We start from the raw sequence: 24,458 nt of genomic DNA on the forward strand, positions 1-24,458 counted from the left end.
GGTCAGTTTAGAGTGTCAGCCGCACCGGGAATGTCATTCCGTCAAGATTATTTGTTGTCGTTAGCCAAAACGAAGCGGTAAATAGCCGCGCCCACTGCTGCGCCGGCAATAGGAGCCAACCAGAACAACCACAGTTGTTCAACAGCCCAGCCGCCTTGGAACAAGGCAACGCCGGTAGAACGTGCAGGGTTAACGGAAGTATTGGTTACAGGAATGCTGATCAAGTGAATCAGGGTCAGGCCCAGGCCAATGGCGATAGGGGCAAAGCCAGCCGGAGCCAGTTTGTCGGTAGAACCCATGATGATGATCAGGAAGAATGCGGTCAGTACGAATTCGATCAGCAAAGCGGCCATCATGTCGTAACCGTTAGGAGAGTGCTCACCGAAACCGTTGCTGGCAAAGCCGGAAGCAACAGCATCAAAACCGGTTTTACCGGAAGCAATCAGATACAGAACGCCTGCAGCGGCAATCGCACCGATAACTTGGGATACGATGTAAGGCAACAGGTCTTTACCGTTGAAACGGCCGCCGATGAAAAGGCCGACGGAAACGGCAGGGTTGAAGTGGCCGCCGGAAATGTGGCCGACGGCGTAAGCCATGGTCAGTACGGTCAAACCGAATGCTAAAGCGACACCGGCAAAGCCAATGCCAAGCTCAGGGTAGGCTGCTGCCAAAACTGCGCTGCCGCAACCGCCGAATACCAGCCAGAAAGTGCCGAAAAATTCTGCAAAATATTTTTTCATTTGTTTTTCCTCGTAAAGGTTGGGGTGTTGCCGAAGGCATGAATCATAATAATATTGCTTCTAATCGAAAAACGGATTTACCTGTTTTTTCCGGTCTTGACAAAAGGCCGTCTGAAAATGGCGACAAATGAATAGGGGTATATCTGGCAGGTCGAGTTTTGTTTATTGAGGCTGGGTTTATTTAATAGCGAAGCAAATGCCGTTAATGCAAAAGCATTTGGTTTTGTTGGTAATATTATTTACAGATTATTTATTTAATCGGAATCTTTGAACTGATTATCTGATAAAAAAGGCCGTCTGAAAGTTTTCAGACGACCTTGATTTTATACAAGGATAAATTAATCCAGATGGTCGCTGCTTTGCGCCAAGATGGTGCGGTTGCCGTTGTTTTCCGCGGGGGAAACAATACCGTCGGCTTCCATTTGGTCAATCAGGCGGGCTGCGCGGTTGTAGCCGATGCGCAGTTGGCGTTGGATATTGGAAATGCTGGCTTTACGCGATTTTAAGACAACGGAAACGGCTTCGTCATACATGGGATCGAGGTCGCTGTCGTTGCTGCGGCTGGTAGCGGTAAAGTCCTCGGTCGAACCGCTGCTTAAAATATCGTCGATATAGTCAGGTGCGCCGAATTGTTTCAGGTATTCCACTACGCGGTGTACTTCATTATCGGATGCGAACGCGCCGTGTACGCGTTGCGGATAGCCGGTGCCGGGCGGCAGGAACAGCATATCGCCTTGACCGAGCAGGTTTTCCGCGCCCATTTGGTCAAGAATCGTTCGGCTGTCGATTTTGCTGGATACTTGGAAGGCAATGCGTGTCGGAATATTGGCTTTAATCAGGCCGGTAATGACATCCACGCTTGGGCGTTGGGTAGCAAGAATCAAATGGATGCCAGCTGCGCGTGCTTTTTGGGCGAGGCGGGCAATCAGTTCTTCAATTTTTTTGCCTGCAGTCATCATTAGGTCGGCAAACTCATCTACCACGACCACGATAAACGGCAGTTTCTCCAATGGTTCAGGATTTTCAGGCGTGAGGCTGAACGGGCTGCCGATTTTTTCGCCACGCGCGGCGGCTTCGGCAATTTTTTGGTTGAAACCGGCAAGGTTGCGCACACCCATAAAGCTCATCAGGCGATAGCGTTTTTCCATTTCGTTGACGCACCAGTTCAGGGCGTTTGCGGCCAGCTTCATATCGGTCACGACGGGGGCGAGCAGGTGCGGAATGCCTTCGTAAATGCTCAGCTCCAGCATTTTCGGGTCAATCATAATCATGCGCACGTCTTCAGGTGTTGCTTTGAAGAGCATGGACAGAATCATGGCGTTCACGCCTACGGACTTACCCGAACCGGTCGTACCGGCAACCAGAAGATGCGGCGCTTTGGCCAAGTCTGTCACAACAGGCTGGCCGGTAATGTCTTGGCCGAGGGCAAGTGTCAGTTTGGATTTGGATTCGGTAAACGCAGGCGAATTGAAGATTTCGCTCAGGCGGATCATTTGGCGTTTTGGATTAGGCAATTCCAAGCCCATGCAGGTTTTGCCGGGGATGGTTTCCACCACGCGGATGGAAGCTACACCAAGCGAGCGCGCCAAGTCTTTTTCAAGGTTCAAAACGGCACTGCCGCGTACGCCGACATCAGGCTCAATCTCATAACGCGTAATGACCGGGCCGGAATAGGAGTCCATCACTTTGACTTTAACTTTGAACTCGGCCAGTTTTTCTTCGATGGTAATGCTGTTTTCCAGCAGCTGTTCTTCAGTTTGCGAGGCGCTTGGGTCAAACTGCGGCGGCAGGAGCAGGGCAGTGGTCGGTAGAAGCGCATCGGTCAGTGTTGCCGAAGTTGGAATAGCTATGCTTGGCGTACTCTCTTGAACGCTTGGTTCTACGGTTTGCACAGGCGTTTCAATGACTGTCTGTGTATATTCAGACGGCCTTACGATTGTTTCAACAGGTTCAACAGGTTCAACAGGTTCAATCGTTTCAACCGCTTGAATCGCTTCTGTTTCCGCTTGTACAGGCGCTTCCGGCTCACCATCGAATTCTGTTTCTTCTTCCGCAGATTCGCTGATTAAATAATCGCGGATACTGCGTTCAGGCTGATTGCTAACATGCGCATTGACTTGCGAATCAAAAATCGGCACTTGGATTTTATGTTCGAAAGCAGGCGGCTCGGGAATATCAATCGGCGCAATCGAGGTTTGGAAAACGGGCGGCTCGGGAATATCGGTTTTCGCCATCGGGACAACCGGTACGGCAGGCGGCTCGACTACGGTTGCGTTTGGCGCGGCAGGTCGGGAGATATAAGGGGATTTTTTAACAGGCGCAGCCGGTTTCGGACGGGACGGCGTTGCCGGTGCGGCAGGTTGTGGTGCAACAGCTTCCGTGGCAGCTCGTTTACGCGCCCATCTTTCAGCGGCCGCTTCGGTATGGCGAACTTGACGGCGCAGGCTGGCAGGACGGCTGATTTGTCCCAAGTTGGCCAGAATTTCGTCATTTTCGATGGTGCGCGGAGAGTAGTCGCGCAAAGGGGCGACGGCCGCGGCCAGTTTGTGGCGTGCGGCGGTACGGCGGGCAAGGTTGTCGTGAATATCTTCCGCTTGGATTTCAGAAGGGAATGCCTGCATGGAAGTATAGGGGAGGATGGCTTCTTTTTCGGCAGTTCTTAAGGCCGTCTGAACGGTTTCGATATGCGGCGCATTGGCTTCTGCCACGCGGACATTGTTGGCACGCGCCAAGGCACGCTCGCGTGTGCGGCGCAAGATAGGGTCGTTATAGTCGATGATTTCCATGCCGGTCATCGGCAGGGATGAAGCGCGCAGCAATGGGGTTTCGACTTCGTCTTTGTAAATCGGCGCATTTTTTTCGGCCAAATGCTCGTTCCATTCTTCAACTGCTGCTTCGTGTAGGGAACGTGTGGCCTCTTCTAATGTGATTTCTTCAAAATTGCTGTTTTGCACCAAAGACGGGCTGTATTCGGGAGCTTCCATCTGTGCAAACGGCGTGATTTTAGGAATACGTTCCGGCTTGGCAGATTTACGGGTTTTAGGCGAAACTTTGATTTCTTCCTCAGTAGCTGCAATGTGTTCCGGCTCTTCGGCAAAAGGCTCTGCTGTGTGCTCTTCGTTTGTTTCGGTGCGTTGCATTTTGTTGTGTTCGAGCGCGGAAAGCAGGCGGATGCGGGCGATTTTATGGTTGTCGGCAGTGCGCTTGTTTATGCTGAATAAACGTTTCAGGCTGTCCAGTTGGCCGGAAAAACCGACCGGGCTGTCTTCTTCGTTTATTTCTTGTTCGTCGCCACTGAGTCGGGCTAATTCTTGGCGCCACTTTTGCTCTTGTCTCTGGCGCCACCAGAACAAGCCGGCTATGACAGCCAGCAGAATTAAAGCCAATATTGTCCAAAGCATGCGTCCATCCCCTTAATTAAACGGCAAAGTCCGTTATTCTAACGCTTTTTTCGGGTAAACAAAACCAGCCGAAACAAGCTTTAACGGCAAAGGCAGACAGGATTGTCAAAGCTATGGCTTGAGACGCGTATAATAGGCCGTCTGAACATTTTGCGGATGAGATGATGATTTTTCAAAACGGATGGTTTCCCGTCGGTGTCGTGATGGCGGCATGGCCTGTGTTGCTGGTGATTTTTGCTTTGTGTGCAAAGCAGGCATGGGTGTCGGTATCGCAGCATCGTTCCGCATTCTTGGTGGCTGCCGTGATGTTGCCGCTGGCTTGGAGTTTGAATGCCTCCCCGGAAAGCGGGCAACTGGCCGGCATGAGCTATCATCTGCTTGCTTTAAACCTGACGGCTTTAATGCTGGGCACCTCTGCCGCTTTCTGCCTTGGCGTTTTGCTGTTTTCTCCGTATTTGTGGCTTTGGGGCGATTGGCATATGTTTCCCATCAATGCCTTGTCCGTATTGCTTCCGCCTTTGTTGGTGAACTTGGGTTTCCGCCATTGGGTGTCGCGTTTGCCTGCCAATATCTTTATCTTTATTTTTCTGAATGGTTTTTGGGCTGCGGCGGTCGGTATGGTGTTTACCGGCGTAATTTTAGTCGGCTTGTTGGACTGGGCGGATGTGTTTGATACGGCGGTATTGTGGAAAACTGCTTTTCCTGTTTTCTTCTTAATCGCTTGGGCAGAGGCATTTTTGAGCGGTATTTCAACAGCCATTTTTATCGCGCTCAAGCCGCAATGGATTTGTACTTTTGATGACGACAGGTATTTGAAATCCGCGCCTAAGATTTGGCAATAAGATATGAAGGCATCCTTGCTTGGTTTTCAGACGGCCTAAATGACCGGATAGCCTGTTTTTTGAATTGAATTTTTAACTTGTTATGTTTGCTTATATTTTTCCCATTGTTTGCGGTGCCGCTGTCGGAGCTGTATTGCGTTGGCTGTTTGGCTTGGTGCTGGTGTCTTCTGCGCCTTTTTCTATCGGTACATTGGCGGCAAACTGGCTGGGCGCGCTGCTGATCGGCGTATTGGCAGAACTCTTAACCGATCCGCAATGGCGTTTGCTTTGGATTACCGGCTTTCTCGGCAGTTTGACCACATTTTCAGGTTTTTCAGTGGAGATGGTGGGTTTGATGCAGGCGCAACGTTGGGGCATGGCTGTGATGGCAACCTGTCTGCATGTTTTCGGTTCGTTTGGTTTGACGGCGCTGGGGATTAAATTGGCGCAGATTTGGAAGTAAGTTGTTATTTTTATTTGAAATATAAACTAAAGGCCGTCTGAAAATCTGTTTTCAGACGGCCTTCGGTTTAATCAATTAGGGTTGTACATAGCTTTTTGTGCGCGCTAAATCGGTAATCAACAGTGGATTGTCTTTGCGCATCATATCGATCAGCTCTTGGCAACGTTTGGTTGTTGGATCTTGCCAGAGCCAGTCAAGCTCGGGCTGAGTAAGGCCGACTATCTGCAGAAATTGAACTTCACCGTTTGGTGTTTTGATAGCCGGCAGCTTTGGGTCTGGTGCGAAGGCTACGCCGACGATGGCGGTTTCTGTATCCATTCGTATAGGGCCGTTAGTTGAAGTAAAGTGGTAGGCTTCAAACCAGTTGCCGCTTTCAAAAACGTAACGGCCAAGGTTATTCATCATATTGACTGCCCAATAAGGCTCGTGTTTGGTGTTGTAGTCGGAATCTGGATCCTGATCGTAAGGGGGAGTGCGGAAGGTAAATTCAAATCCCCATTTACTGTAATCTGCACCGGCAAGTTCTGGATTAAAGTAAAGTTCGCTCATGCCGTAGGAAACAATATGGCGATGGAAGGTTTGCTCTTCGCAATCAAAAATGTCGCTATTGTCCAGTGGATCGGTGCCTCCCAACCAATATTTGATTATAGGGCCATAGGAGCGTGGTTTGACATCACCATAAAGTGCTTTAAGCGCAGCATCGATGGCTTCCCAGCCGACAGCCTGATCTTCTTTAAAAGTTTGGCGGTATTCTTGTTCGTTCATTATCTGTTTCCGTGTCGTTGATAATTTGGTCGTAAATTAATTGGTGTGTTTCTTTTAGAATGTGTTGTTTCTAAAAATAAAGCGATTTAAATATGACATCTTATTTACTTTTTTAATCAATGCTAATAGGCAAACAGACGGTTTCTTGACAATAGGTTTTGCCGGATTCGCTTAAGTGTGCCGGTTTGTAGGCGGCAAAGGTGTAGGTCAGGTCTGCGCGGAATGTATCGGGATCGGCTTCGGCGGTGTCGCAGTTGAGGCCGGTGGGAATGTCGAGGGCGATTTTTAGGCCGTCTGCATGATTGAGTTGGCGGCAGAGGGCGGCGATTTCTGCAGGAAGCGCGCCGCTGAAGCCTGTACCGAATATGCCTTCGATAATGATGTCGTAACCGTTTTTCAGACGGCCTTCCAGTTCTTGTACGGATATCAATTCAATATGAGGTAAACCGTTGAGGCGTTCGCGATTGGTTTGAGCCAAGGGGGAGAGGTTTTCTTCGAGTGAAAACAGAATATCGATGTGCCAACCTTGCGCCTGCATATATCTTGCCATGACTAAGCTGTCGCCGCCGTTGTTGCCTTTGCCGCAAACGATCAGGGCGCGTCCGGCTTGAGGGTGACGCTGCATGAGGTCTCGGGCGGCTGAGCTGCCGGCATTTTCCATCAGTTGGTCGAAGCTTGTGCCTTTATTGACGGCTGCTTGTTCGCGTTCGCGCATCTGGGCGGCGGTATAGACTTTCATGATCGGCTCTCTTTGCAGGAAGTTATTTATCGGCGGTATTCATCAGGCGCAAGGCTTTCAGACGGCCTATTTCTTTTTGATATTCCACCAGTCCGATAAATGTGCCGTCTCGGCTGTACACACGGATGGGCTGTTCGGCGGAAATGTCTTCGGTAAACTGGGGGCGTTGGCCGTATTTGAGCATGGTAACGGCGTAGTCGTTTAACTCCAGTTTGGGGAAATGTTGTACCAAGACATCGCAAGGCAGCAGCAGGGCATCGCGTTCGGCTTCGTCCAATTCTGCCAAGGCTTCGAGCGTGTGGCTTTGGGCAATGGTAAAGCCTGCGGTTTCGGTACGGCGCAGGGCGGTCAGGTGGGCAAATGTGCCGATATGTTTGGCGATGTCTTCGCTGAGGGTGCGGATGTAGGTACCCTTGCTGCAACGTACGTCTATCACGGCTTTGGGTGCATCAAATTCAGTGATATCAATGGAGTAAATGGTGATGTCGCGCGCTTTGCGTTCGATAACGATGCCTTTGCGTGCGTATTCGTACAGCGGTTTGCCTTCGTGCTTGAGGGCGGAAAACATAGGTGGCACTTGGCGGATATCGCCCGTTAATGCTTGGCAGGCCGTCTGAAATTCGGACAATGAAATATCGGCGCGTGCGGTGGCGATGATTTCGCCTTCTGCATCGCCCGTACTGCTGGCTTCGCCCAGTTTCAGCGTGGCGGTATAGGCTTTGTCGGCATCAATCAGATATTGGGCAAACTTGGTCGCTTCGCCGAAGCAAACAGGCAGAAGCCCTGTGGCCAAAGGGTCAAGTACGCCGGTATGCCCGGCTTTTTCGGCACGGAACAACCGCCGCGCTTTTTGCAGGGCGGTGTTGCTGGAAAGGCCTTCAGGTTTGTCGAGGAGAAGAACGCCGTTGACCGGGCGTTTGGTGGGTTTGGCTGTCATAGCGTTTTTTTAAGGAACATGCCGTCTGAAAAAAGAGTTTTATATTTTCAGACGGCATTTTATTATCAGTTGAACCATTTAAAGCGATAAGTTGTCCGCTTGATTTTTATAAATGGAAATGAAGAAACTTCAGAAACCTCTACAGATTTTGGTTGCATGGTTTGCTTTGCCAATGTTGCGGTTACCGTTACACTTTTGAAAAGTTGGTCTGCATCTATCAGTTCTTTCGTAGTTACCTTATCTGTTTTCAAGAAGCTTTCGTTGCCGATATCAGCAGTCTGATCTATATTAACTTGAGATTGGTATCGTAATGTTATCTCTTGATCAGTCTGATTTATCAATTGATAAGAACTTGTTTGAATATACGGCATGCCTAAGATAGAAAAATTTTTCTGAGATGGTGCAGGTAGTTTGTCAGGGTTAATATCCGCCCAAAGCCATATCCAGTAACTCCATGGATTGTCCATCTTTTTTTGTTTTATGGCATTTTGTATTTCTAGATTGTTTAATTCCTCCAAGTCATCTTTACTAATACTTTTCTTCTCAAGGCTTATTTTCTTTGATTGAGTGTAAAAATCTTTCCAGTTGATAATATCAACAGCTTGTCCTGATTGATTAATTAGTAAAACAAGGGGTGGCAGAGTTTGTGAAGAGAGTACATCTTCTTCGCTAGGTTTGTAATCATTGATAGAAATAATATTACGGTTGCCGTAAGACAGTACAAAGTTGCTTATTCCCCGTTTGGTTAATTGAATGAAATACCTATACTCTATCACGTTGGATGAAACATCATTTGTTTCTGTCACGCCAGATGGAATATCAGTTATCTCTGTTACTTCGGCTTTATTTTGCTTCCAATTAAAAGATAAAGGCGTGGAAAAGGCATAGGACGCTGTTGCAAATAAAATAGATACAAGCCATTTTTTCATCATAGATTTCTTAATCTTCAACCGGTTTTTCCGCCGCCACTTGGTCGATCAGGCTGGAAATGCTCATGCCGCGTTCGAGTGATTCGTCGTATTTGAAGTGCAGCTCGGGCGTTTTGAAGAGTTTGATGCGTTTGGCCAATTCGCTGCGCAAATGGCCTTTGGCGTGTTCCAAAGCTTCTTCGGTGATGTCGCGTGTGCTGTCGTCGAGGACGGTGTAGAACACGGTCGCGTGGCTGTAATCGCGGGTAACTTCGACTTCGTTGATGGTGATGAAGCCTGCGCGCGGATCTTTCAGACCGGTGCGGACGAGTTCGGCCAGTTCGCGCATGATTTGTTCTTTGACACGGTCTTGGCGGGCGTAGCCGCGTTGGGGTTTTCTCATGGTTTTCCTTGATGTATGACAGGCTGTCGTTTTCAGACGGCCTGCGGTTTGGATTTTGAACAGCTGCCTATTATAACGGAGCGCGGTTTATTGTGCTTGAACCGAGAAAGGCATATCGATTTTTTGCCATTGCGCGCTTTCGTAGTCCAGCGCATCGGCGATGAGGGGGTGTTGCTCCAGCCATTGGGCGTTGATGCGCAAGATAAAGCTGTGGTTGTTTTCATCGATGCGAAGCTGGGTTTGCGGCGGTAAATCGAGCGGCAGGCGCGAGCGGCAGAAGAGGGCGGCCAGGCGCAGGGACAATACGGCACACCACATGATTTCGTTGCTACCAATAATGTCCGCCATTTTCTTAAGGTCGCCGCGATGGCCGATAACCAGTTGCGCCAAAATGGTTTGCTCTTTGCGTGAGAAGCCCGGCATATCGGCGTTTTCGAGAATGTAGGCGGAGTGTTTGTGATAACCGGTATGGGCAATATCCAAGCCGATTTCATGCAGACGGCCTGCGCGGCTGAGGTATTGGTTCCACAGGGCAAGCTCTTGAACGGTTACGTTTTTGGCGTGGCACAGGCTGTTCATGAAGGCTTGCGCGGTATCGGCAACGCGTTTGGCTTGGTTGAGGCTGACGTGGTAGCGTTTTTGGAACTCTGCCGTTGTCTGCTCGCGCATGTCGACATTGAGGCTGCGGCCGATTAAGTCGTAGAACACGCCGTCGCGGAGGGCGGCTTCGGTAACGGTCATTTTGGTCAGCGAGAGTTCTTCAAAAGCGGCCATCATCACGGCCAATCCGCCTGCAAAAACTTCGATGCGTTCAGGTTTGAGGTTTTCAAATTTGGCTTTTTTAACCGAACCGGCTTCGATAATCCTATCGGCAAGATAACGCATGCCTTGGGCAGTAATGTCGGCTTCTTGCGGCAATTCGGCCGCCAAAACGTCGCGTATGGATTTTGCCGAACCGGACGTGCCGATGGCGAAATCCCAACCAGTACGCTTCATCAGTTTGCTGATGCGTTGGATTTCGATACGCGCGGCGGAAACGGCGGCTTGGAAATCTTTGGCGGTTACTTTGTTTTGGAAGAAGCGCATGCTGTACGTTACGCAGCCCAAAGGCAGGCTTTCTGTGGTCAGCGGTTGCAAATCCGAGCCGATGACAAATTCGGTCGAACCGCCGCCAATGTCGATAACCAGCATTTTGTCGCCTTTGGGCGGCAGGGTATGCACTACGCCGGTGTAAATCAGACGCGCTTCTTCGCGGCCGGCAATCACTTCAATGGGAAAACCCAGTGCCGCTTCGGCACGGGGTAGGAATTGGGCGATGTTTTTGGCAACGCGGAAAGTATTGGTGGCCACCACACGCACGTTTTCAGGCTGGAATCCGCGCAGGCGTTCGCCAAATTTTGCCAAGCATTCCAAGGCTTGTTCTTGAGAGGCTTCGCTCAGGTTTTTTTGTTCGTCCAAGCCGGCGGCAAAGCGAACCATTTGTTTGAACGAGTCGATGACTTTCAGCTGGCCGTTGTTGTTTTCACAAATTTGCAGGCGGAAACTGTTGGAACCCAAGTCGACGGAGGCTAAAACGTTGGCGGGAGTGGTGGTCATAAAAAATACCGGTTGATTAGAAAAACCTAAATGTTACTTGAGGCTGTATCACTTGACAATAAAAGGTATACAGCTCTTTGATTCTGCTCATAGATGTATTTTATAATGCCGATTTTAAGCCAATATATCAAAGGCTGTCTGAACTTTTCAGACGGCCTAAAAAGAGAAAACACATGAAATCGGAAAACCAAGATTCCTTATTTTTATCGCGCCGCCGCCTGTTGCAAGTCGGCGGAGCCATGCTTTTGACGCCTGCGACCGCATGGTCTGGGGCGCAACGTGAAGAAACGCTGGCCGATGATGTGGCTTCCGTGATGCGCAGCTCAATCAATAGCGCCAGCCCTGCGCGGCTGGTGTTTGCCGATTCGAGGGAAGGGGAACGTTGGTTGGCGGCGATGTCTTCCCGATTGGCACGCTTTATTCCCGATGAGGGCGAGCGCCGCCGTCTGTTGGTCAATATTCAATACGAAAGCAGCCGGGCCGGACTCAATACTCAAGTGATTTTGGGCTTGATTGAAGTGGAAAGTGCGTTTCGCCAATATGCGATTAGCGGCGTGGGCGCGCGCGGTTTGATGCAGGTGATGCCGTTTTGGAAAAACTATATCGGCAATCCGTCGCACAACCTTTTCGATATCCGCACCAATCTGCGCTATGGCTGCACCATTCTGCGCCATTACAACAATATCGAAAAAGGCAATATTGTCCGCGCTTTGGCAAGGTTTAACGGCAGCTTGGGCAGTAACAAATATCCGAATGCCGTGTTAGGCGCGTGGCGAAATAGATGGCAGTGGGGTTGATTCGGGATAAATGGGATAGGGCAGATGTTGCGTGATGCTGGTTTTCAGTTGAAACCGTTTTATACCGATGAAGCAGGTTTGCGATAAACGGCTTGCGATTTGACCCCATGCAATTCCTTTGAATCCTGTATAATCGAAAAATCTGTTAATTCACACTTTCAGACGGCCTTTCTCAAACTTGAGGCCGTCTGAAACACTATTTATGGCAAGAGATAACCGCATTCAAATGTTTCCGCACGAGTGGCGTGCCAGTACCACACTTTCCGGCGTTTACGCACTGCGTATGTTGGGGATGTTTTTGGTGTTGCCTGTTTTGGCGATGTATGCCGCTTCGTTGCCCGGCGCAGAAAACAATAAAGCGCTGGTCGGTATGGCGATGGGTATTTACGGGTTGACACAGGCTTTGCTGCAACTGCCTTTGGGCATAGCTTCCGATAAGTTCGGCCGTAAAAAAGTGATTTATGCCGGCCTGATTGTGTTTGCGGCGGGTAGTTTTTTGGCCGCAGTTGCCGACAGCCTGCAGATGTTGGTTGCCGCGCGTGCCATTCAAGGCGCGGGTGCCGTCAGTGCGGCGGTAACGGCTTTGCTGGCGGATTTGACCCGTAATGAAGTGCGGACGCGTGCGATGGCGATGATCGGCCTGAGTATCGGCTTGACCTTCTCCGTCAGCCTAGTGCTTGCGCCGATGATTGCCAGCTTTATCGGCGTATCCGGCCTGTTTGCGCTGACCGGTATTCTGACTGTAATCAGTATCGGAGTGGTTGCTTGGATGACCCCTGATCCCGAAGTGTCAAAAATGCACGAAGATACGCAGGCGCAGCCTTCGCGTATGGGCGAGGTATTGAAAAACCGCCAACTGCTCAATCTCGACTTCGGTATTTTTGCCTTGCATGCGGCGCAAATGGCTTTATTTACTGCATTGCCGTTTGCCATGACGCAGTTGGGTTTGGAAAAAATCCATCACTGGCAAGTTTATCTGCCGTCAACCATTACCGGCCTGATTATTATGGTGCCGCTGATTATCGTCGGCGAAACGCGCAACAAGCTCAAACAAGTGTTTATCCTTGGTATCGTCTGCATTGCCGCGGCGCAAATCGGTTTGCTGTTTGGCATGCACTCGGTCTGGTTGATTACCGCTTATCTGATTGTTTACTTTATTGGTTTCAATGTATTGGAAGCCAGCCTGCCGTCTATGGTATCGAAAATCGCTCCGTCCGATTTGAAAGGCACTGCGATGGGCGTGTATAACACCATGCAGTCGGTCGGCTTATTTGTCGGCGGCGCAACCGGTGGTTTATTGTTCCAAAAATACGGTTTTGTAGGCGTATTTGCCTTTTGTAGCGTATTGATGTTGTTGTGGCTGGTATTGGCAGTCATTTCGCCGGCACCGAAACCTGTCAAAAACCTCAGCTATCCGCTTAACGCCGAATGGCAACAAAATTCGGATCTGCTCTACCAAAAATTGACCGAAATTGAAGGCGTTGAAAGCATCAGCTTTAGCGCAGATAAACAAACCATTTATATCAAGGCCTTGCAAAAAGGATTCGACCAAGAGGCCGCCGAAAAAATTATCACAGGAGTGTAAAATGTCATTGAATAAAGTTATCCTCATCGGCCGTCTCGGCCGCGACCCGGAAGTCCGCTATATGCCCAACGGCGAGGCCGTCTGTAACTTCAGCGTTGCCACCAGCGAAACGTGGAACGACCGTAACGGCCAACGCGTAGAACGTACCGAATGGCACAACATCACCATGTACCGCAAACTCGCCGAAATCGCCGGTCAATACCTGCGTAAAGGCAGCCAAGTGTACCTGGAAGGCCGTATCCAAAGCCGTAAATACCAAGGCAAAGACGGCATTGAGCGCACTGCTTACGACATCATCGCCAACGAAATGAAAATGCTTGGCGGCCGCAACGACAACAGCGGCGGCGCACCATACGATGACGGCTACAACCAAGGCGGTCATTCAAGCCAAAGCAGTTACCAACAAGCGCCACAACAGCAATACCAATCTGCCCCGGCGCAAGAACCCCCAGCCGCCCCAGCCCGTCGTCCTGCCCCGGCACAACCGACCGCTCCGGTTGATGATATCGACGACGATATTCCGTTTTAATCATTGAACAATACAAAAGGCCGTCTGAAAGTATATTTTTCAGACGGCCTTTTATTTGAATGTATCTACGCTTTTAAGATTTTCCGGCTTTATCTCCGATTTTGCTTTCTTTGCCTTGAATCAGGTTTTGAATATTGCTTTTATGGCGGTACAACACCAATGCGGCAATGAATACGATTGCCCATGCCCAGGAGGCGTGTGGCATCATGAAGAAGGCGAAGATAGGGGCGCAGACGGTGGCGACCAGTGCGGCGAGGGAGGACACTTTGAAACCGAACGCCATGACCAGCCAAACCAATGTGCAGAGCAGGGCGGTTGCAGGGGAGAGGGCGAGCAAGACGCCTAATGCGGTGGCTACGCCTTTGCCGCCTTTAAAACTGAAAAATATTGGCCACATATGGCCGACCAATGCGGCGATGGCGACCAGGGCTATCGTTGCATCAGACAAATTTAAAGCATCTTGCAGACAGCGTGCCAAGATGACGGCAACCAAGCCTTTTACTGCATCGCCGAGCAGGGTCAGTGCGGCCGCTTTTTTCTTACCGCTGCGCAAGACGTTGGTGGCACCGGGGTTGCCGGAGCCGTAAGTGCGCGGATCGTCCATGCCGTAATATTTTGATACGATGACGGCAAAAGACAGGGAGCCGATAAGATAGGCGGCAATAATAGCAAGTACATTGAACATTTTGGGTGCTTTACTTAAAATGGGAACGGTAATTCTATCAAAAAAACGGACAGGCAAATGGATAAAATCTTTTTGTACGGCATGAAGGCCGATACTTTAATCGGCGTATATGATTGGGAACGCGAGCGTAAACAGACTTTGATTTTGGATTTGGAAATCAGTGTTCCCGAGCGTACCGGCACGAGCGACGATATCGGCGACACCATCCATTATGGCGAAGTATGCGAAGTCGTACGCCTCAGCCTTGCCGAACAGGATTTTTTACTGCTGGAAACTTTGGCGGAACATATCGCCCAATTGATTTTAAATGATTTTGGTGCGGCCAAAGTGCGTGTCCGTATTGTGAAACCGGGTATCTTGCCAGATGTGGCCCAGGTCGGTATTGAGATTGAACGCGCTCGGGAATAAACCATAAATATATAAATTTTTAGTTTTAAATAAAAAAGAAAACGTCATGATTGAACAAATATTGGGAAGTATGTCAGGTATATTTTGGATTTTTCTGATCATTATTCCTTTGCTTTTATTAAAAGCACTGTTGAGAAATCCTAAAATAAAGGGAAGCATGGGGGAAATAGCAGTTCGTTCTGTAATTGGAAAAAATTTAGATGAGAAAACTTATTTTGAGTTTCACGATTTAATTATTCCATCTCGAGATGGTACGACACAAATTGATCATATTTATGTCTCAATCTTTGGGATATTTGTGATAGAAACTAAAAATTACACAGGTTGGATTTTTGGTAGTGAAAAGCAATCTAAATGGACGCAAATCATCTATAAACAGAAACATTATTTTCAAAACCCGTTGCATCAGAATTATGCTCATATCAAAGCATTGTCAGAACTATTGCAATTTCCTGAGGAGAAGTTTCATTCAATGGTAGTTTTCTTAGGTGATTGTGAGTTGAAATCGAAAATGCCACCAAATGTTTGCCGTATTAGGCAGGCGGCGGCTTATATTAAGAATTTTCAGACGGCCTTATTGCTTCCTCATGAGGTAGAGGCAATAGTTGCTGTATTGTCTTCAAGTTACTACCAAGCAAATAGTGAAAAGCTGCGAACACATACGGAGCGTTTGCAACAACGACATCAGCGGTAACTATTAGAAAAGTCATCCTCTGAGTTTATTTCTGTAAAATTTCAGACGGCCTTTAATATTTAATAATTTGGAAATGAGGTAAAAAATGGATTTGAAAGAAACTAAATTAAGCAGTGAGCCAATCTACGAAGGTTCTTTTGTTACCATCAGCCGCGATCGGGTTCGCCTGCCCAACGGCAACGAAAGCCAACGAGTTGTGATCCGTCATCCGGGTGCTGCATGTGTGTTGGCTGAAACGGAAGACGGTAAAGTTGTTTTGGTACGCCAATGGCGTTATGCCGCCGATCAGGCGACGTTGGAATTGCCGGCGGGTAAATTGGATGTGGCGGACGAAGATCCTGCCGAATGCGCTTTGCGTGAGTTGGCGGAAGAAACGCCATATGTCGCCGATAGCGTTAAACTGTTGTACTCCTTTTATACTGCAGTCGGTTTTTGCGATGAAAAAATGTATCTCTACCAAGCGCAAGGCGTGCGTTTGGGTAGCGAATTGAGCAATGATGAAGATGAAATTACAGAAACCGTCCTGATGAGCAAGGAAGAGGTGCGCAATGCATTGGCAAATAATGAAATCAAAGATGGTAAGACTTTGATTGGTTTGCAGTATTGGTTGACTCAGAATTGATATGTTAAGCAGAAAATCCTTGATGGATTTCTGAATACTTGAGCCTGATATTTAGATAATAAGGTTTCATACAAACAAGGCCGTCTGAAAAAGCTTTCAGACGGCCTTGTTTTATTTTGTAGCCGGATTTTAACCTAATAAAGCCGGTGCAAACCGTGTAATCGTATCGCGCAAAACGATGAGTTTACCATGGAAGAAGTGGGACGAACCGGCAATGGTTATAACAGGCAGGCCTTGTGGTTCTGCCCAGGTCAGGGCTTTGTTGATTTCGACGACTTCGTCTTCCGCACCATGAATCATCAATGTTTTGGCGACATCGGGAACGTCTGATGGTTCCGGGCGATCGGTGTAGTGATGGACGGCTGCGCCCATCAGTAACAACAAATCAGGCGTGCGTTCTTGGGCGGCAAAGGTGGAAACGTAGCCGCCGAATGAGAAACCGGCCAGTACGAATTGCGGCGCATCAGGATGTTGAGCGCGGGCGTAGTCGATAACGGCAATACAGTCTTGCGTTTCGCCGCGGCCGTAATCGTGTTCGCCTTCGCTATTGCCTACGCCGCGCAAATTGGGCAGGTAGCAATGAAAACCGAGTTGGCTGAGGGCTTTGGCGGCGGTTTGGATGACTTTGTTGGTGTTGGTGCCGCCTTGCAGGGGATTGGGGTGGTTGATGACGGCAACGCCGCGGGCGGATTCTTGTGTGCTTGGCAGGTAGATGGTTTCCAGCAAACCGGCCGGGCCGGGGATTTGAATGATGTCGGGTTTGAGCATGAGAGTATCCTTGTTTATTTTCAGACGGCCTGAAACGGCTTACAGATAAAAATTCTTGCCGTTGTTTTGATTGTTGGCTTTCAAATCAGCAAGCATCCGTTTGAAGTCCAAGCCGTATTTTTCGCTTAATTTTTCGGCGCGTTTTTTCAGGTTGTCAAGATTTTGCTCTTTGGGGCTGCTTTGGAACGCCATGACCGCTACGTTACCGTGGCTTTCGGCAGGCAGCTCGAGCACGCGGCCGTCAAAGACGTTGAGCAGGCGTTCGACAAAGCGTTGATAACGCTGATCGCCGCTCCACCAGTTGGTAACAAATACGCCGTCTGGAGAGAGGGCATTGCGGCAGTCTTGGAAGAAGGGTTCTTCCACCAAAGCATCGATAATCTGTTCGCCGTCAAAACCATCTACCAAAATCACATCGGTATTGTGGCGGAACACTTTAATATATTCCGCACCATCCGCCTCGATAATTTCAAAATTTTCGCCTTCGTGCGGCAATTCAAACAGGCTGCGCGCTACGGCGATGACTTGCGGATTGATGTCAATGGCGGTTTGCTTGGTGTGGGGCAGATAGCTATCTATCCAACGGGCAAACGAGCCGCCGCCCAAGCCGATTTGGGTGATGTGTTTGGGCGGGGTTTCTGCAAACAGCAGCCAACCCATCATGGCGCGGCTGTACGACAACACCAGCTCGGACGGGTGATCGACATTCATGGAGCTTTGAATGGTGTCGCTGCCCAAGTGCAGGGAACGGATATTACCTTCTTCGGAAATGCCGACTTCGGGCAGATGGGATTTGGCTGGGCGTAGGCGGCGGTAAGGATGGCGGGGCGGCATGGGCAAAGACGGAAAGATGTAGAAGGCGTTATTTTAACAGAAACAATAATGTTTTGCGCTGGAGCGGTTTTCAGACGGCCTTTGAGCGTGTTGGATGGAAAGATAAGGCGTGTATTTAATTTTCTTTAAAATCATTGGTTTTTATAATTTCGTGAGTAACTTTGTTTTAAAATGCTTGCCAAGATGGGAACTTATCGGCATAATGCCGACTTCCTTGCCGGTATAGCTCAGTTGGTAGAGCACCTGACTTGTAATCAGGGGGTCCCGAGTTCGACTCTTGGTGCCGGCACCAGTTAAAGACTGATGGTGCCGCAAAGCATTTCAGTAAGCCGGTATAGCTCAGTTGGTAGAGCACCTGACTTGTAATCAGGGGGTCCCGAGTTCGACTCTTGGTGCCGGCACCAATTAAAAGCCCGATTGTGAAAGCAGTCGGGCTTTTTGCTTATGCTTTGATATTTTAAAAGCAGACCTTATAATACCGCGTTTCCATTTATAACAAAGGGCTGCCCGTCGGGCAGAACACACAACACCATGATTACCGTAAACACTTTGCAAAAAATGAAAGCAGAGGGCGAGAAAATCGCCATGCTGACCGCTTATGAATCCAGCTTTGCCGCGCTAATGGACAATGCCGGCGTAGATGTACTGCTGGTCGGCGATTCTTTGGGCATGGCGGTGCAAGGTCGTCAGTCCACTTTGCCGGTGAGCTTGCAGGATATGTGCTACCACACTGAATGCGTGGCTCGCGGCACTCAAAATGCAATGATTGTTAGCGACTTGCCGTTTGGCGCGTATCAGCAGAGCAAAGAGCAGGCATTTGCGGCGGCGGCCGAATTGATGGCGGCCGGCGCGCATATGGTCAAACTCGAAGGCGGCGTCTGGATGGCGGAGACCACTGAATTTCTGCAAATGCGCGGCATTCCTGTTTGCGCGCACATCGGCCTGACCCCGCAATCCGTGTTTGCATTCGGCGGCTATAAAGTTCAAGGCCGCGGCGATAAGGCGGAAGCGTTGCTCAACGATGCCAAAGCGCATGATGCTGCAGGTGCGGCAATCGTATTGATGGAGTGCGTTCCTGCGGAATTGGCGAAAAAAGTAACCGAGACCGTTTCTTGCCCGACCATCGGTATTGGCGCAGGCGTGGATTGCGACGGTCAGGTTTTGGTGATGCACGATATGCTCGGCATTTTCCCCGGCAAAACAGCCAAATTCGTGAAGAACTTTATGCAGGGTAAAGACAGCGTTCAAGCTGCGGTCAAAGCCTATGTGGACGAAGTCAAAGCAAAAACGTTCCCATCTGTCGAACATACGTTTGCCGGATAAAATAAACTCCAGGCCGTCTGAAACTTATTTCAGACGGCCTTTTTAATGAATAAAAGCGTATAATCGGCGCGTGATTTCCGTTGATGAAACGGCGGAAAAGATAAAGGATTTTTCAAACCATGCAAATCATTCATACGATTAAAGAATTGCGCGAGTGGCGCAAAACTGCCGGAAAAGTGGCATTTGTGCCGACCATGGGTAATCTGCACGAAGGCCATCTTGCGCTGGTGCGCGAAGCGAAAAAACGTGCCGATAACGTTGTGGTCAGTATTTTTGTCAACCGCCTGCAATTCGGACAAGGCGAAGATTTTGACAAATATCCGCGCACTTTGCAGCAAGATGCCGACAAATTGGCAGGCGAGGGCGTTGCCGTCGTGTTTGCGCCTGATGAAAAAGAACTGTATCCGAATGTGGAACAGCGTTTCAATGTCGAGCCTCCGCACCTGCAAAACGAATTGTGCGGCAAATTCCGCCCGGGCCATTTCCGCGGCGTTGCGACCGTTGTGACCAAGTTGTTCAACATCGTTCAACCCGATACCGCCTGTTTCGGCAAAAAAGACTATCAGCAGCTGGCGATTATCAAAGGCTTTGTCGAAGACTTGAATTTTAATATCGAAATCGTACCAGTCGATACCGGCCGCGCTTCAGACGGCCTGGCACTTTCCAGCCGCAACCAATATTTGAGCGAAGCAGAGCGCGCAGAAGCGCCCCGCCTCTATCAAGAATTGCAAAACATTGCCGCCGCCTTGAAAAACGGCAATCTGGATTACGCCCAGCTTGAGGCTGAATGTATCCGCCGTTTGAGCGATGCCGGCTGGGTGGTTGATTACGTTGAAATCCGCCATGCACACAGCTTGGCAGTGGCGCATGTCGGTGATAAAGAATTGGTGGTGCTTGCCGCCGCCCGTTTGGGTACCACGCGCCTGATTGATAATTTGGAAGTGGCTTTGGCTTAAAACCAAGCTGCTGTTAAAGGCCGTCTGAAACCTGTTTTTCAGACGGCCTTTTGTTACAATAACGCTTTTGCGTTTCTAAGGCTTTTCCATGTCCAAACCCACTGTTTCCCCGATGATGCAGCAGTATCTCGACATCAAATCGCAACACGCCGACAAGCTGGTGTTTTACCGCATGGGCGATTTTTACGAGTTGTTTTTGGATGACGCGGTGGAAGCGGCGAAGCTGTTGGATATCACCCTGACCACGCGCGGGCAGATGGACGGCGTGCCGATTAAGATGGCGGGCGTGCCGTTTCACGCGGCGGAGCAGTATCTGGCGCGGCTGGTGAAGATGGGCAAAAGCGTGGCGGTGTGCGAGCAGGTGGGCGAAGTCGGCGCGGGCAAAGGGCCGGTGGAGCGCAAAGTCGTGCGCATTGTGACGCCCGGCACGCTGACCGACGCGGCGTTTTTGGAAGACAAGGAAACCAACCGCATCGCGGCGGTGAACGCGGATAAAAAACACGTCGCCATCGCGTGGGCATCTTTGCAAAGCGGCGAATTCAAAACCAAGCTGACGACGGCGGACAAACTCGCCGACGAGCTGGCGCGTTTGCAGGTGGCGGAAATCCTGTTGCCCGAAGGCAAAAGCCTGCCTGACGGTTTTCATGCAACCTCTGCCAACATCACGCGCCTGAACTCGTGGCAGTTTGCCGCCGACGCGGGTGCGAAATTGTTGACCGAATACTTCGGCTGCCAAGACCTGCACGGCTTCGGTTTGGACGGCAAGGAACACGAAGCCGCCGTCGGCGCGGCGGGCGCGCTGTTGAACTACATCCGCCTGACGCAGAACCTGATGCCGCAACACCTCGACGGCATTTCGCTCGAAACCGACAGCCAATATATCGGCATGGACGCCGCCACGCGCCGCAATCTCGAAATCACGCAAACCCTCTCCGGCAAAAAATCGCCGACCCTGTTTTCCATACTCGACGGCTGCGCCACCCACATGGGCAGCCGCCTCTTGGCACTCTGGCTGCACCACCCCTTACGCAGCCGCGCCCACATCCGCGCCCGCCAAGAAGCCGTTGCCGCGCTGGGTTCGCAATACGAAACCTTGCAAGGCCGTCTGAAAAACATCGCGGACATCGAACGCATCGCCGCCCGCATCGCCGTCGGCAACGCCCGCCCGCGCGACCTCGCCGCCCTGCGCGACAGCCTGTTTGCCCTGTCCGAAATCGAACTGTCCGCCGAGGGCAGCAGTCTCTTAGAAACCCTCAAAGCCGTTTTCCCCGAAACCCTGCCCGTCGCCGAAACCCTCAAAGCCGCCGTGATGCCCGAGCCCGCCGTCTGGCTCAAAGACAGCGGCGTCATCAACCAAGGCTATTGCGCAGAACTCGACGAGTTGCGCCACATCCAAAACCACGGCGACGAATTCCTGCTCGACCTCGAAGCGCGCGAACGCGAACGCACCGGCCTCTCCACCCTCAAAGTCGAGTTCAACCGCGTCCACGGCTTCTACATTGAGCTATCCAAAGTCCAAGCCGAACAAGCTCCTGCCGACTACCAACGCCGCCAGACCCTCAAAAACGCCGAACGCTTCATCACCCCCGAACTCAAAACCTTCGAAGACAAAGTCCTGACCGCGCAAGAGCAGGCATTGGCATTGGAAAAACGCCTGTTTGAAGCCCTCCTCAAAGACATTCAGACGACCCTGCCTCAGCTTCAAAAAGCCGCCAAAGCCGCCGCTGCGCTGGACGTACTCTCCACCTTCGCTGCCACCGCCGCCGAACGCAGCTTCGTCTGCCCCGAGTTTGCCGACTACCCCGTCATCCATATCGAAAACGGCCGCCATCCCGTTGTCGAGCAACAAGTGCGCCACTTTACCGCCAACCACACCCGCCTCGACCACAAACACCGCCTCATGCTCCTGACCGGCCCCAACATGGGCGGCAAATCCACCTATATGCGCCAAGTCGCCCACATCGTCCTCATGGCGCACACCGGCAGCTTCGTGCCTGCCGATTCAGCTCAAATCGGCCCCATCGACCAAATCTTCACCCGTATCGGTGCATCGGACGACCTAGCTTCCAACCGCTCTACCTTCATGGTCGAAATGAGCGAAACCGCCTACATCCTCCACCACGCCACCGACCAATCCCTCGTCCTCATGGACGAAGTCGGACGCGGCACCTCCACCTTCGACGGCCTCGCCCTCGCGCACGCCATAGCCGAACACCTGCTGCAAAAAAACAAATCCTTCAGCCTCTTCGCCACCCACTATTTCGAGCTGACCAAACTGCCCGAAGCCCACGCAACGGCGGTCAACATGCACCTCTCCGCACTCGAACAAGGACAAGACATCGTCTTCCTCCACCACATCGAACCCGGTCCCGCCAGCAAAAGCTACGGTATCGCCGTCGCCAAACTCGCCGGCCTGCCCAACCGTGCCCTCAAAGCCGCCCAAAAACATCTGGACGAACTCGAAGCCCAAGCCGCCGCCAACCGTCCGCAGCTGGATATTTTCAGCGCCATGCCGTCTGAAAATAGGGCGGATGAGGAAGAGCCGGACATTGAACCGGTTTGCCATGCCCAGACCGATGAGTTGGCCGAAGCGTTGGCGCAAATCCAACCCGACAACCTCACGCCGCGCGAAGCCTTGGATGCCTTGTACCGTTTGAAAGAAATCTGCAACAAGGTGTCGTAAATAAGGCAAAGGCCGTCTGAAACAGGGGAAACATATAATGAGTTTTGTTGACATTACTGTGGTGGGTATTACCGGCGCAGATTCTTATACCGAGGGCACGATGTACGCCGTTGCCCGCAGTTGCGCCGAATTGCCCGGAAGCCGCGGATTGCTGATCAGCCCGAGCCGTCCGCAAGGTTTGCCGGAAAATATCCTGCATCAGCCTTGCCGGCCATTCGGTTATCTGGAATACAATCTGTTTGTTTTGTACCAACTGATGTATTACATCGAAACCGATTATTGTTTGATTGTTCAGAATGACGGCTGGGTGTTGAACGGTCAAAACTGGCAGGATGCCTATCGGGAATATGACTACATCGGCGCACCTTTGCCGATTTTGTTGGAAACCGAAGCCGACGGGCAGTTTTTCCTGAAGGGGACCGACCAATATTTGGCCAAACAGCATCTGATTCAGACTTCCCCGAATTTGGACGAGCCGCAGAACGGCGGTTTCAGCCTGCGCAGCAAGCAGCTTTTAACCATGCCGCGGCAACTGAGCTTAAATGTAGAAATCCAGCCGCCTTTGCCGCCGAAAGATGGAAAAATTGCCGGTATGGAATGGCTGGTGCGGCTGCACCACGAGGATATGTTTTTGACGGCGCAACACCGTTATAGATTGCAGGACTTGGGTTTGAAATTCGCGCCTCCGAATATTGCTACACAATTTTCTTCAGAAGTACCGTTTATCAATCGAATGAGGAATGTCCCTTTAGAGCGCGTCTTTGGGGCGCACTGGATGGGCAATGTGGTCTTGACCGGCTGCAACCGTGTCCGGTTTGCCCAATTGAATGAGGATAAATTGGAAACATACTCCCGTTTTTTTAGAAATTTGGGTTATGAATGGGAATAAATTAAGGCCGTCTGAAAGTTCAGACGGCCTTTTTTAATGGCTGTTAATGTTGATGATGGTGGGCATGGCGTGCAGCCGCGCGTTTGGTACCGACAGGCACAATCAGCGTTGCGTAAGTATTGTCTTTCTGACATACGCTTTTATCGCCGTAATCGGTCTCGTTCACCACTTTGATTTTCCACAAACCGTCAATCAGCGTAATCACATTGACCACGCCGTTTTTATCGGTTTTGCCGGAGAAGCCTTGAGGCTCGCGGTGGTCATGGGTCGATTCCAAGTCCATTTCCGCCAAAGTGTCCGAGCTGGCGGTAACGGTGGCTTTAACCAAAGGCTCGCCTTTGTACAGGACTTTGACCGGCAAAATACCGCCGGCTTTGACTTCGTTCGGATTTTTCAGCGGAACCAGTTCCAGCTCTTGGCCGATAGGGCGGGTCAATACAGCTTCATCAACTGCGCCGTTGCCCACTTGGACAAAGCTCTTGCCGAACATTTGCGATTGTTCGCAATAGGTGGCACCGGCCAGTTGTTTTAAGGTTTGCTGTTTCCAGCCATCTTTGTTTTTCGACCAGAAAGTAGGTTTGTAGGTTGCGCTGACCCAGTAGGAACCTTCAGGCAAAGTGGCTTTGGAAACGTATTGATAGTTTTCGCCCTTATTCACCAAATCAACGGTTTTCTTTGAGCTGCCGGTCAATTGCAGCGGTTTGAAAATATGTACGCGGTCGTCGGCGATTTTTTCGACATTGGGGAAGTCATGGCTGTAACCCAAATCCGCATGCAGGATTTGGCCGGCAGGCTGATGTGTCGGTGCGGCCACCCAAACATCGTGCGCCTGCGCCACTGCGCCCAATCCCAGCAATCCTAAAAGCATCCATTGTTTCATAGTTTCTACACTCCATTTTGTTGTTGAAT

The 24,458-nt window shown here is 50.5% G+C and carries 24 protein-coding genes and 2 tRNA genes; 14 read left to right on the forward strand and 12 right to left on the reverse strand.

Features of this window, described 5'->3' with window-relative positions; all coding sequences use genetic code 11:
• Positions 1-47: 47 nt before the first annotated feature.
• Together aqpZ and ACTHR2_RS01715 are read right to left on the reverse strand one after the other, a co-directional pair.
• The gene (aqpZ, locus tag ACTHR2_RS01710; RefSeq protein ID WP_070826812.1) at positions 48-743 is read right to left on the reverse strand and encodes an aquaporin Z; all 696 of its coding nucleotides are present in this window, start codon (positions 741-743) and stop codon (positions 48-50) included.
• A gap of 338 nt (positions 744-1,081) precedes the next feature.
• Complete coding sequence (locus ACTHR2_RS01715) at positions 1,082-4,144, reverse strand: DNA translocase FtsK (RefSeq protein WP_440375275.1); 3,063 nt, start codon at positions 4,142-4,144, stop codon at positions 1,082-1,084.
• Between the two features lie 164 nt (positions 4,145-4,308).
• On the opposite strand from ACTHR2_RS01715, the gene ACTHR2_RS01720 reads away from it, so the two are divergent.
• A complete protein-coding gene (locus ACTHR2_RS01720; protein WP_440375339.1) occupies positions 4,309-4,986 on the forward strand; it encodes an energy-coupling factor ABC transporter permease in 678 nt (225 codons plus the stop codon).
• An 82-nt stretch (positions 4,987-5,068) separates the two neighbouring features.
• Positions 5,069-5,428 carry a CrcB family protein gene (locus tag ACTHR2_RS01725; protein ID WP_440375276.1) on the forward strand — a complete coding sequence of 120 codons (360 nt, stop codon included), beginning with the start codon at positions 5,069-5,071 and terminating at the stop codon, positions 5,426-5,428.
• A gap of 75 nt (positions 5,429-5,503) precedes the next feature.
• Here ACTHR2_RS01725 and ACTHR2_RS01730 read toward each other — a convergent pair whose 3' ends face one another.
• The 6 genes from ACTHR2_RS01730 to ppx form a co-directional block, all read right to left on the reverse strand.
• The gene (locus ACTHR2_RS01730; protein ID WP_049332696.1) at positions 5,504-6,193 is read right to left on the reverse strand and encodes a suppressor of fused domain protein; all 690 of its coding nucleotides are present in this window, start codon (positions 6,191-6,193) and stop codon (positions 5,504-5,506) included.
• A gap of 112 nt (positions 6,194-6,305) precedes the next feature.
• On the reverse strand, positions 6,306-6,932 hold the full coding sequence (locus ACTHR2_RS01735) for an NAD(P)H-hydrate epimerase (RefSeq protein WP_440375277.1): 627 nt from the start codon (positions 6,930-6,932) through the stop codon (positions 6,306-6,308).
• Between the two features lie 22 nt (positions 6,933-6,954).
• Positions 6,955-7,869 carry a tRNA pseudouridine(55) synthase TruB gene (gene truB / locus ACTHR2_RS01740; RefSeq protein ID WP_263341558.1) on the reverse strand — a complete coding sequence of 305 codons (915 nt, stop codon included), beginning with the start codon at positions 7,867-7,869 and terminating at the stop codon, positions 6,955-6,957.
• A gap of 65 nt (positions 7,870-7,934) precedes the next feature.
• On the reverse strand, positions 7,935-8,801 hold the full coding sequence (locus ACTHR2_RS01745; protein WP_440375278.1) for a hypothetical protein: 867 nt from the start codon (positions 8,799-8,801) through the stop codon (positions 7,935-7,937).
• A 7-nt stretch (positions 8,802-8,808) separates the two neighbouring features.
• Positions 8,809-9,180, reverse strand: coding sequence for a 30S ribosome-binding factor RbfA (rbfA, locus tag ACTHR2_RS01750; RefSeq protein WP_003685554.1), 372 nt, complete (start codon positions 9,178-9,180; stop codon positions 8,809-8,811).
• 87 nt (positions 9,181-9,267) lie between these two features.
• Positions 9,268-10,776: an exopolyphosphatase gene (ppx, locus tag ACTHR2_RS01755; RefSeq protein WP_263341563.1), complete on the reverse strand. Its 1,509-nt coding sequence runs from the start codon at positions 10,774-10,776 to the stop codon at positions 9,268-9,270.
• Between the two features lie 173 nt (positions 10,777-10,949).
• Here ppx and ACTHR2_RS01760 point away from each other — a divergent pair, with 173 nt between their 5' ends.
• From ACTHR2_RS01760 to ACTHR2_RS01770, 3 genes are all read left to right on the forward strand, one after another.
• A complete protein-coding gene (locus ACTHR2_RS01760) occupies positions 10,950-11,573 on the forward strand; it encodes a lytic transglycosylase domain-containing protein (RefSeq protein ID WP_263341566.1) in 624 nt (207 codons plus the stop codon).
• A 202-nt stretch (positions 11,574-11,775) separates the two neighbouring features.
• A complete protein-coding gene (locus tag ACTHR2_RS01765) occupies positions 11,776-13,158 on the forward strand; it encodes an MFS transporter (RefSeq protein ID WP_263341568.1) in 1,383 nt (460 codons plus the stop codon).
• 1 nt (position 13,159) lies between these two features.
• Positions 13,160-13,687 carry a single-stranded DNA-binding protein gene (locus ACTHR2_RS01770; protein ID WP_049332709.1) on the forward strand — a complete coding sequence of 176 codons (528 nt, stop codon included), beginning with the start codon at positions 13,160-13,162 and terminating at the stop codon, positions 13,685-13,687.
• Positions 13,688-13,760: 73 nt separating this feature from the next.
• Here ACTHR2_RS01770 and plsY read toward each other — a convergent pair whose 3' ends face one another.
• Entirely contained in the window at positions 13,761-14,372 is a 612-nt protein-coding gene (plsY, locus tag ACTHR2_RS01775; protein WP_263341624.1) for a glycerol-3-phosphate 1-O-acyltransferase PlsY, read from the reverse strand.
• Between the two features lie 57 nt (positions 14,373-14,429).
• Here plsY and folB point away from each other — a divergent pair, with 57 nt between their 5' ends.
• The 3 genes from folB (at position 14,430) to ACTHR2_RS01790 (ending at position 16,096) form a co-directional block, all read left to right on the forward strand.
• On the forward strand, positions 14,430-14,780 hold the full coding sequence (gene folB / locus ACTHR2_RS01780; protein ID WP_263341626.1) for a dihydroneopterin aldolase: 351 nt from the start codon (positions 14,430-14,432) through the stop codon (positions 14,778-14,780).
• Between the two features lie 46 nt (positions 14,781-14,826).
• Positions 14,827-15,474: a nuclease-related domain-containing protein gene (locus ACTHR2_RS01785; RefSeq protein WP_263341628.1), complete on the forward strand. Its 648-nt coding sequence runs from the start codon at positions 14,827-14,829 to the stop codon at positions 15,472-15,474.
• Between the two features lie 85 nt (positions 15,475-15,559).
• A complete protein-coding gene (locus tag ACTHR2_RS01790; RefSeq protein ID WP_263341630.1) occupies positions 15,560-16,096 on the forward strand; it encodes an NUDIX hydrolase in 537 nt (178 codons plus the stop codon).
• Positions 16,097-16,225: 129 nt separating this feature from the next.
• Here the strand turns inward: ACTHR2_RS01790 and ACTHR2_RS01795 are convergent, their stop codons facing one another.
• Entirely contained in the window at positions 16,226-16,864 is a 639-nt protein-coding gene (locus ACTHR2_RS01795) for an alpha/beta hydrolase (protein WP_263341631.1), read from the reverse strand.
• A gap of 39 nt (positions 16,865-16,903) precedes the next feature.
• Positions 16,904-17,698, reverse strand: a complete 795-nt coding sequence (locus ACTHR2_RS01800; protein WP_003685283.1) for a polyamine aminopropyltransferase — start codon at positions 17,696-17,698, stop codon at positions 16,904-16,906.
• Between the two features lie 216 nt (positions 17,699-17,914).
• Here ACTHR2_RS01800 and ACTHR2_RS01805 point away from each other — a divergent pair.
• The 6 genes from ACTHR2_RS01805 (at position 17,915) to ACTHR2_RS01830 (ending at position 23,549) form a co-directional block, all read left to right on the forward strand.
• Positions 17,915-17,990: transfer RNA gene (locus ACTHR2_RS01805), tRNA-Thr, on the forward strand.
• Positions 17,991-18,026: 36 nt separating this feature from the next.
• Positions 18,027-18,102, forward strand: a tRNA-Thr gene (locus ACTHR2_RS01810).
• Between the two features lie 127 nt (positions 18,103-18,229).
• Positions 18,230-19,021 carry a 3-methyl-2-oxobutanoate hydroxymethyltransferase gene (panB, locus tag ACTHR2_RS01815; protein WP_004521070.1) on the forward strand — a complete coding sequence of 264 codons (792 nt, stop codon included), beginning with the start codon at positions 18,230-18,232 and terminating at the stop codon, positions 19,019-19,021.
• Between the two features lie 119 nt (positions 19,022-19,140).
• Positions 19,141-19,977: a pantoate--beta-alanine ligase gene (gene panC, locus ACTHR2_RS01820; RefSeq protein ID WP_004521071.1), complete on the forward strand. Its 837-nt coding sequence runs from the start codon at positions 19,141-19,143 to the stop codon at positions 19,975-19,977.
• An 88-nt stretch (positions 19,978-20,065) separates the two neighbouring features.
• Positions 20,066-22,660: a DNA mismatch repair protein MutS gene (mutS, locus tag ACTHR2_RS01825; RefSeq protein ID WP_263341632.1), complete on the forward strand. Its 2,595-nt coding sequence runs from the start codon at positions 20,066-20,068 to the stop codon at positions 22,658-22,660.
• A gap of 37 nt (positions 22,661-22,697) precedes the next feature.
• Entirely contained in the window at positions 22,698-23,549 is an 852-nt protein-coding gene (locus ACTHR2_RS01830) for a DUF5672 family protein (RefSeq protein WP_263341637.1), read from the forward strand.
• Positions 23,550-23,592: 43 nt separating this feature from the next.
• Here the strand turns inward: ACTHR2_RS01830 and ACTHR2_RS01835 are convergent, their stop codons facing one another.
• A complete protein-coding gene (locus ACTHR2_RS01835) occupies positions 23,593-24,429 on the reverse strand; it encodes a DUF4198 domain-containing protein (protein ID WP_263341639.1) in 837 nt (278 codons plus the stop codon).
• Positions 24,430-24,458 lie beyond the last annotated feature (29 nt).

Origin of the sequence: Neisseria sp. P0006.S004, assembly GCF_051963015.1 — a bacterium.
Classification (GTDB): Bacteria; Pseudomonadota; Gammaproteobacteria; order Burkholderiales; family Neisseriaceae; genus Neisseria.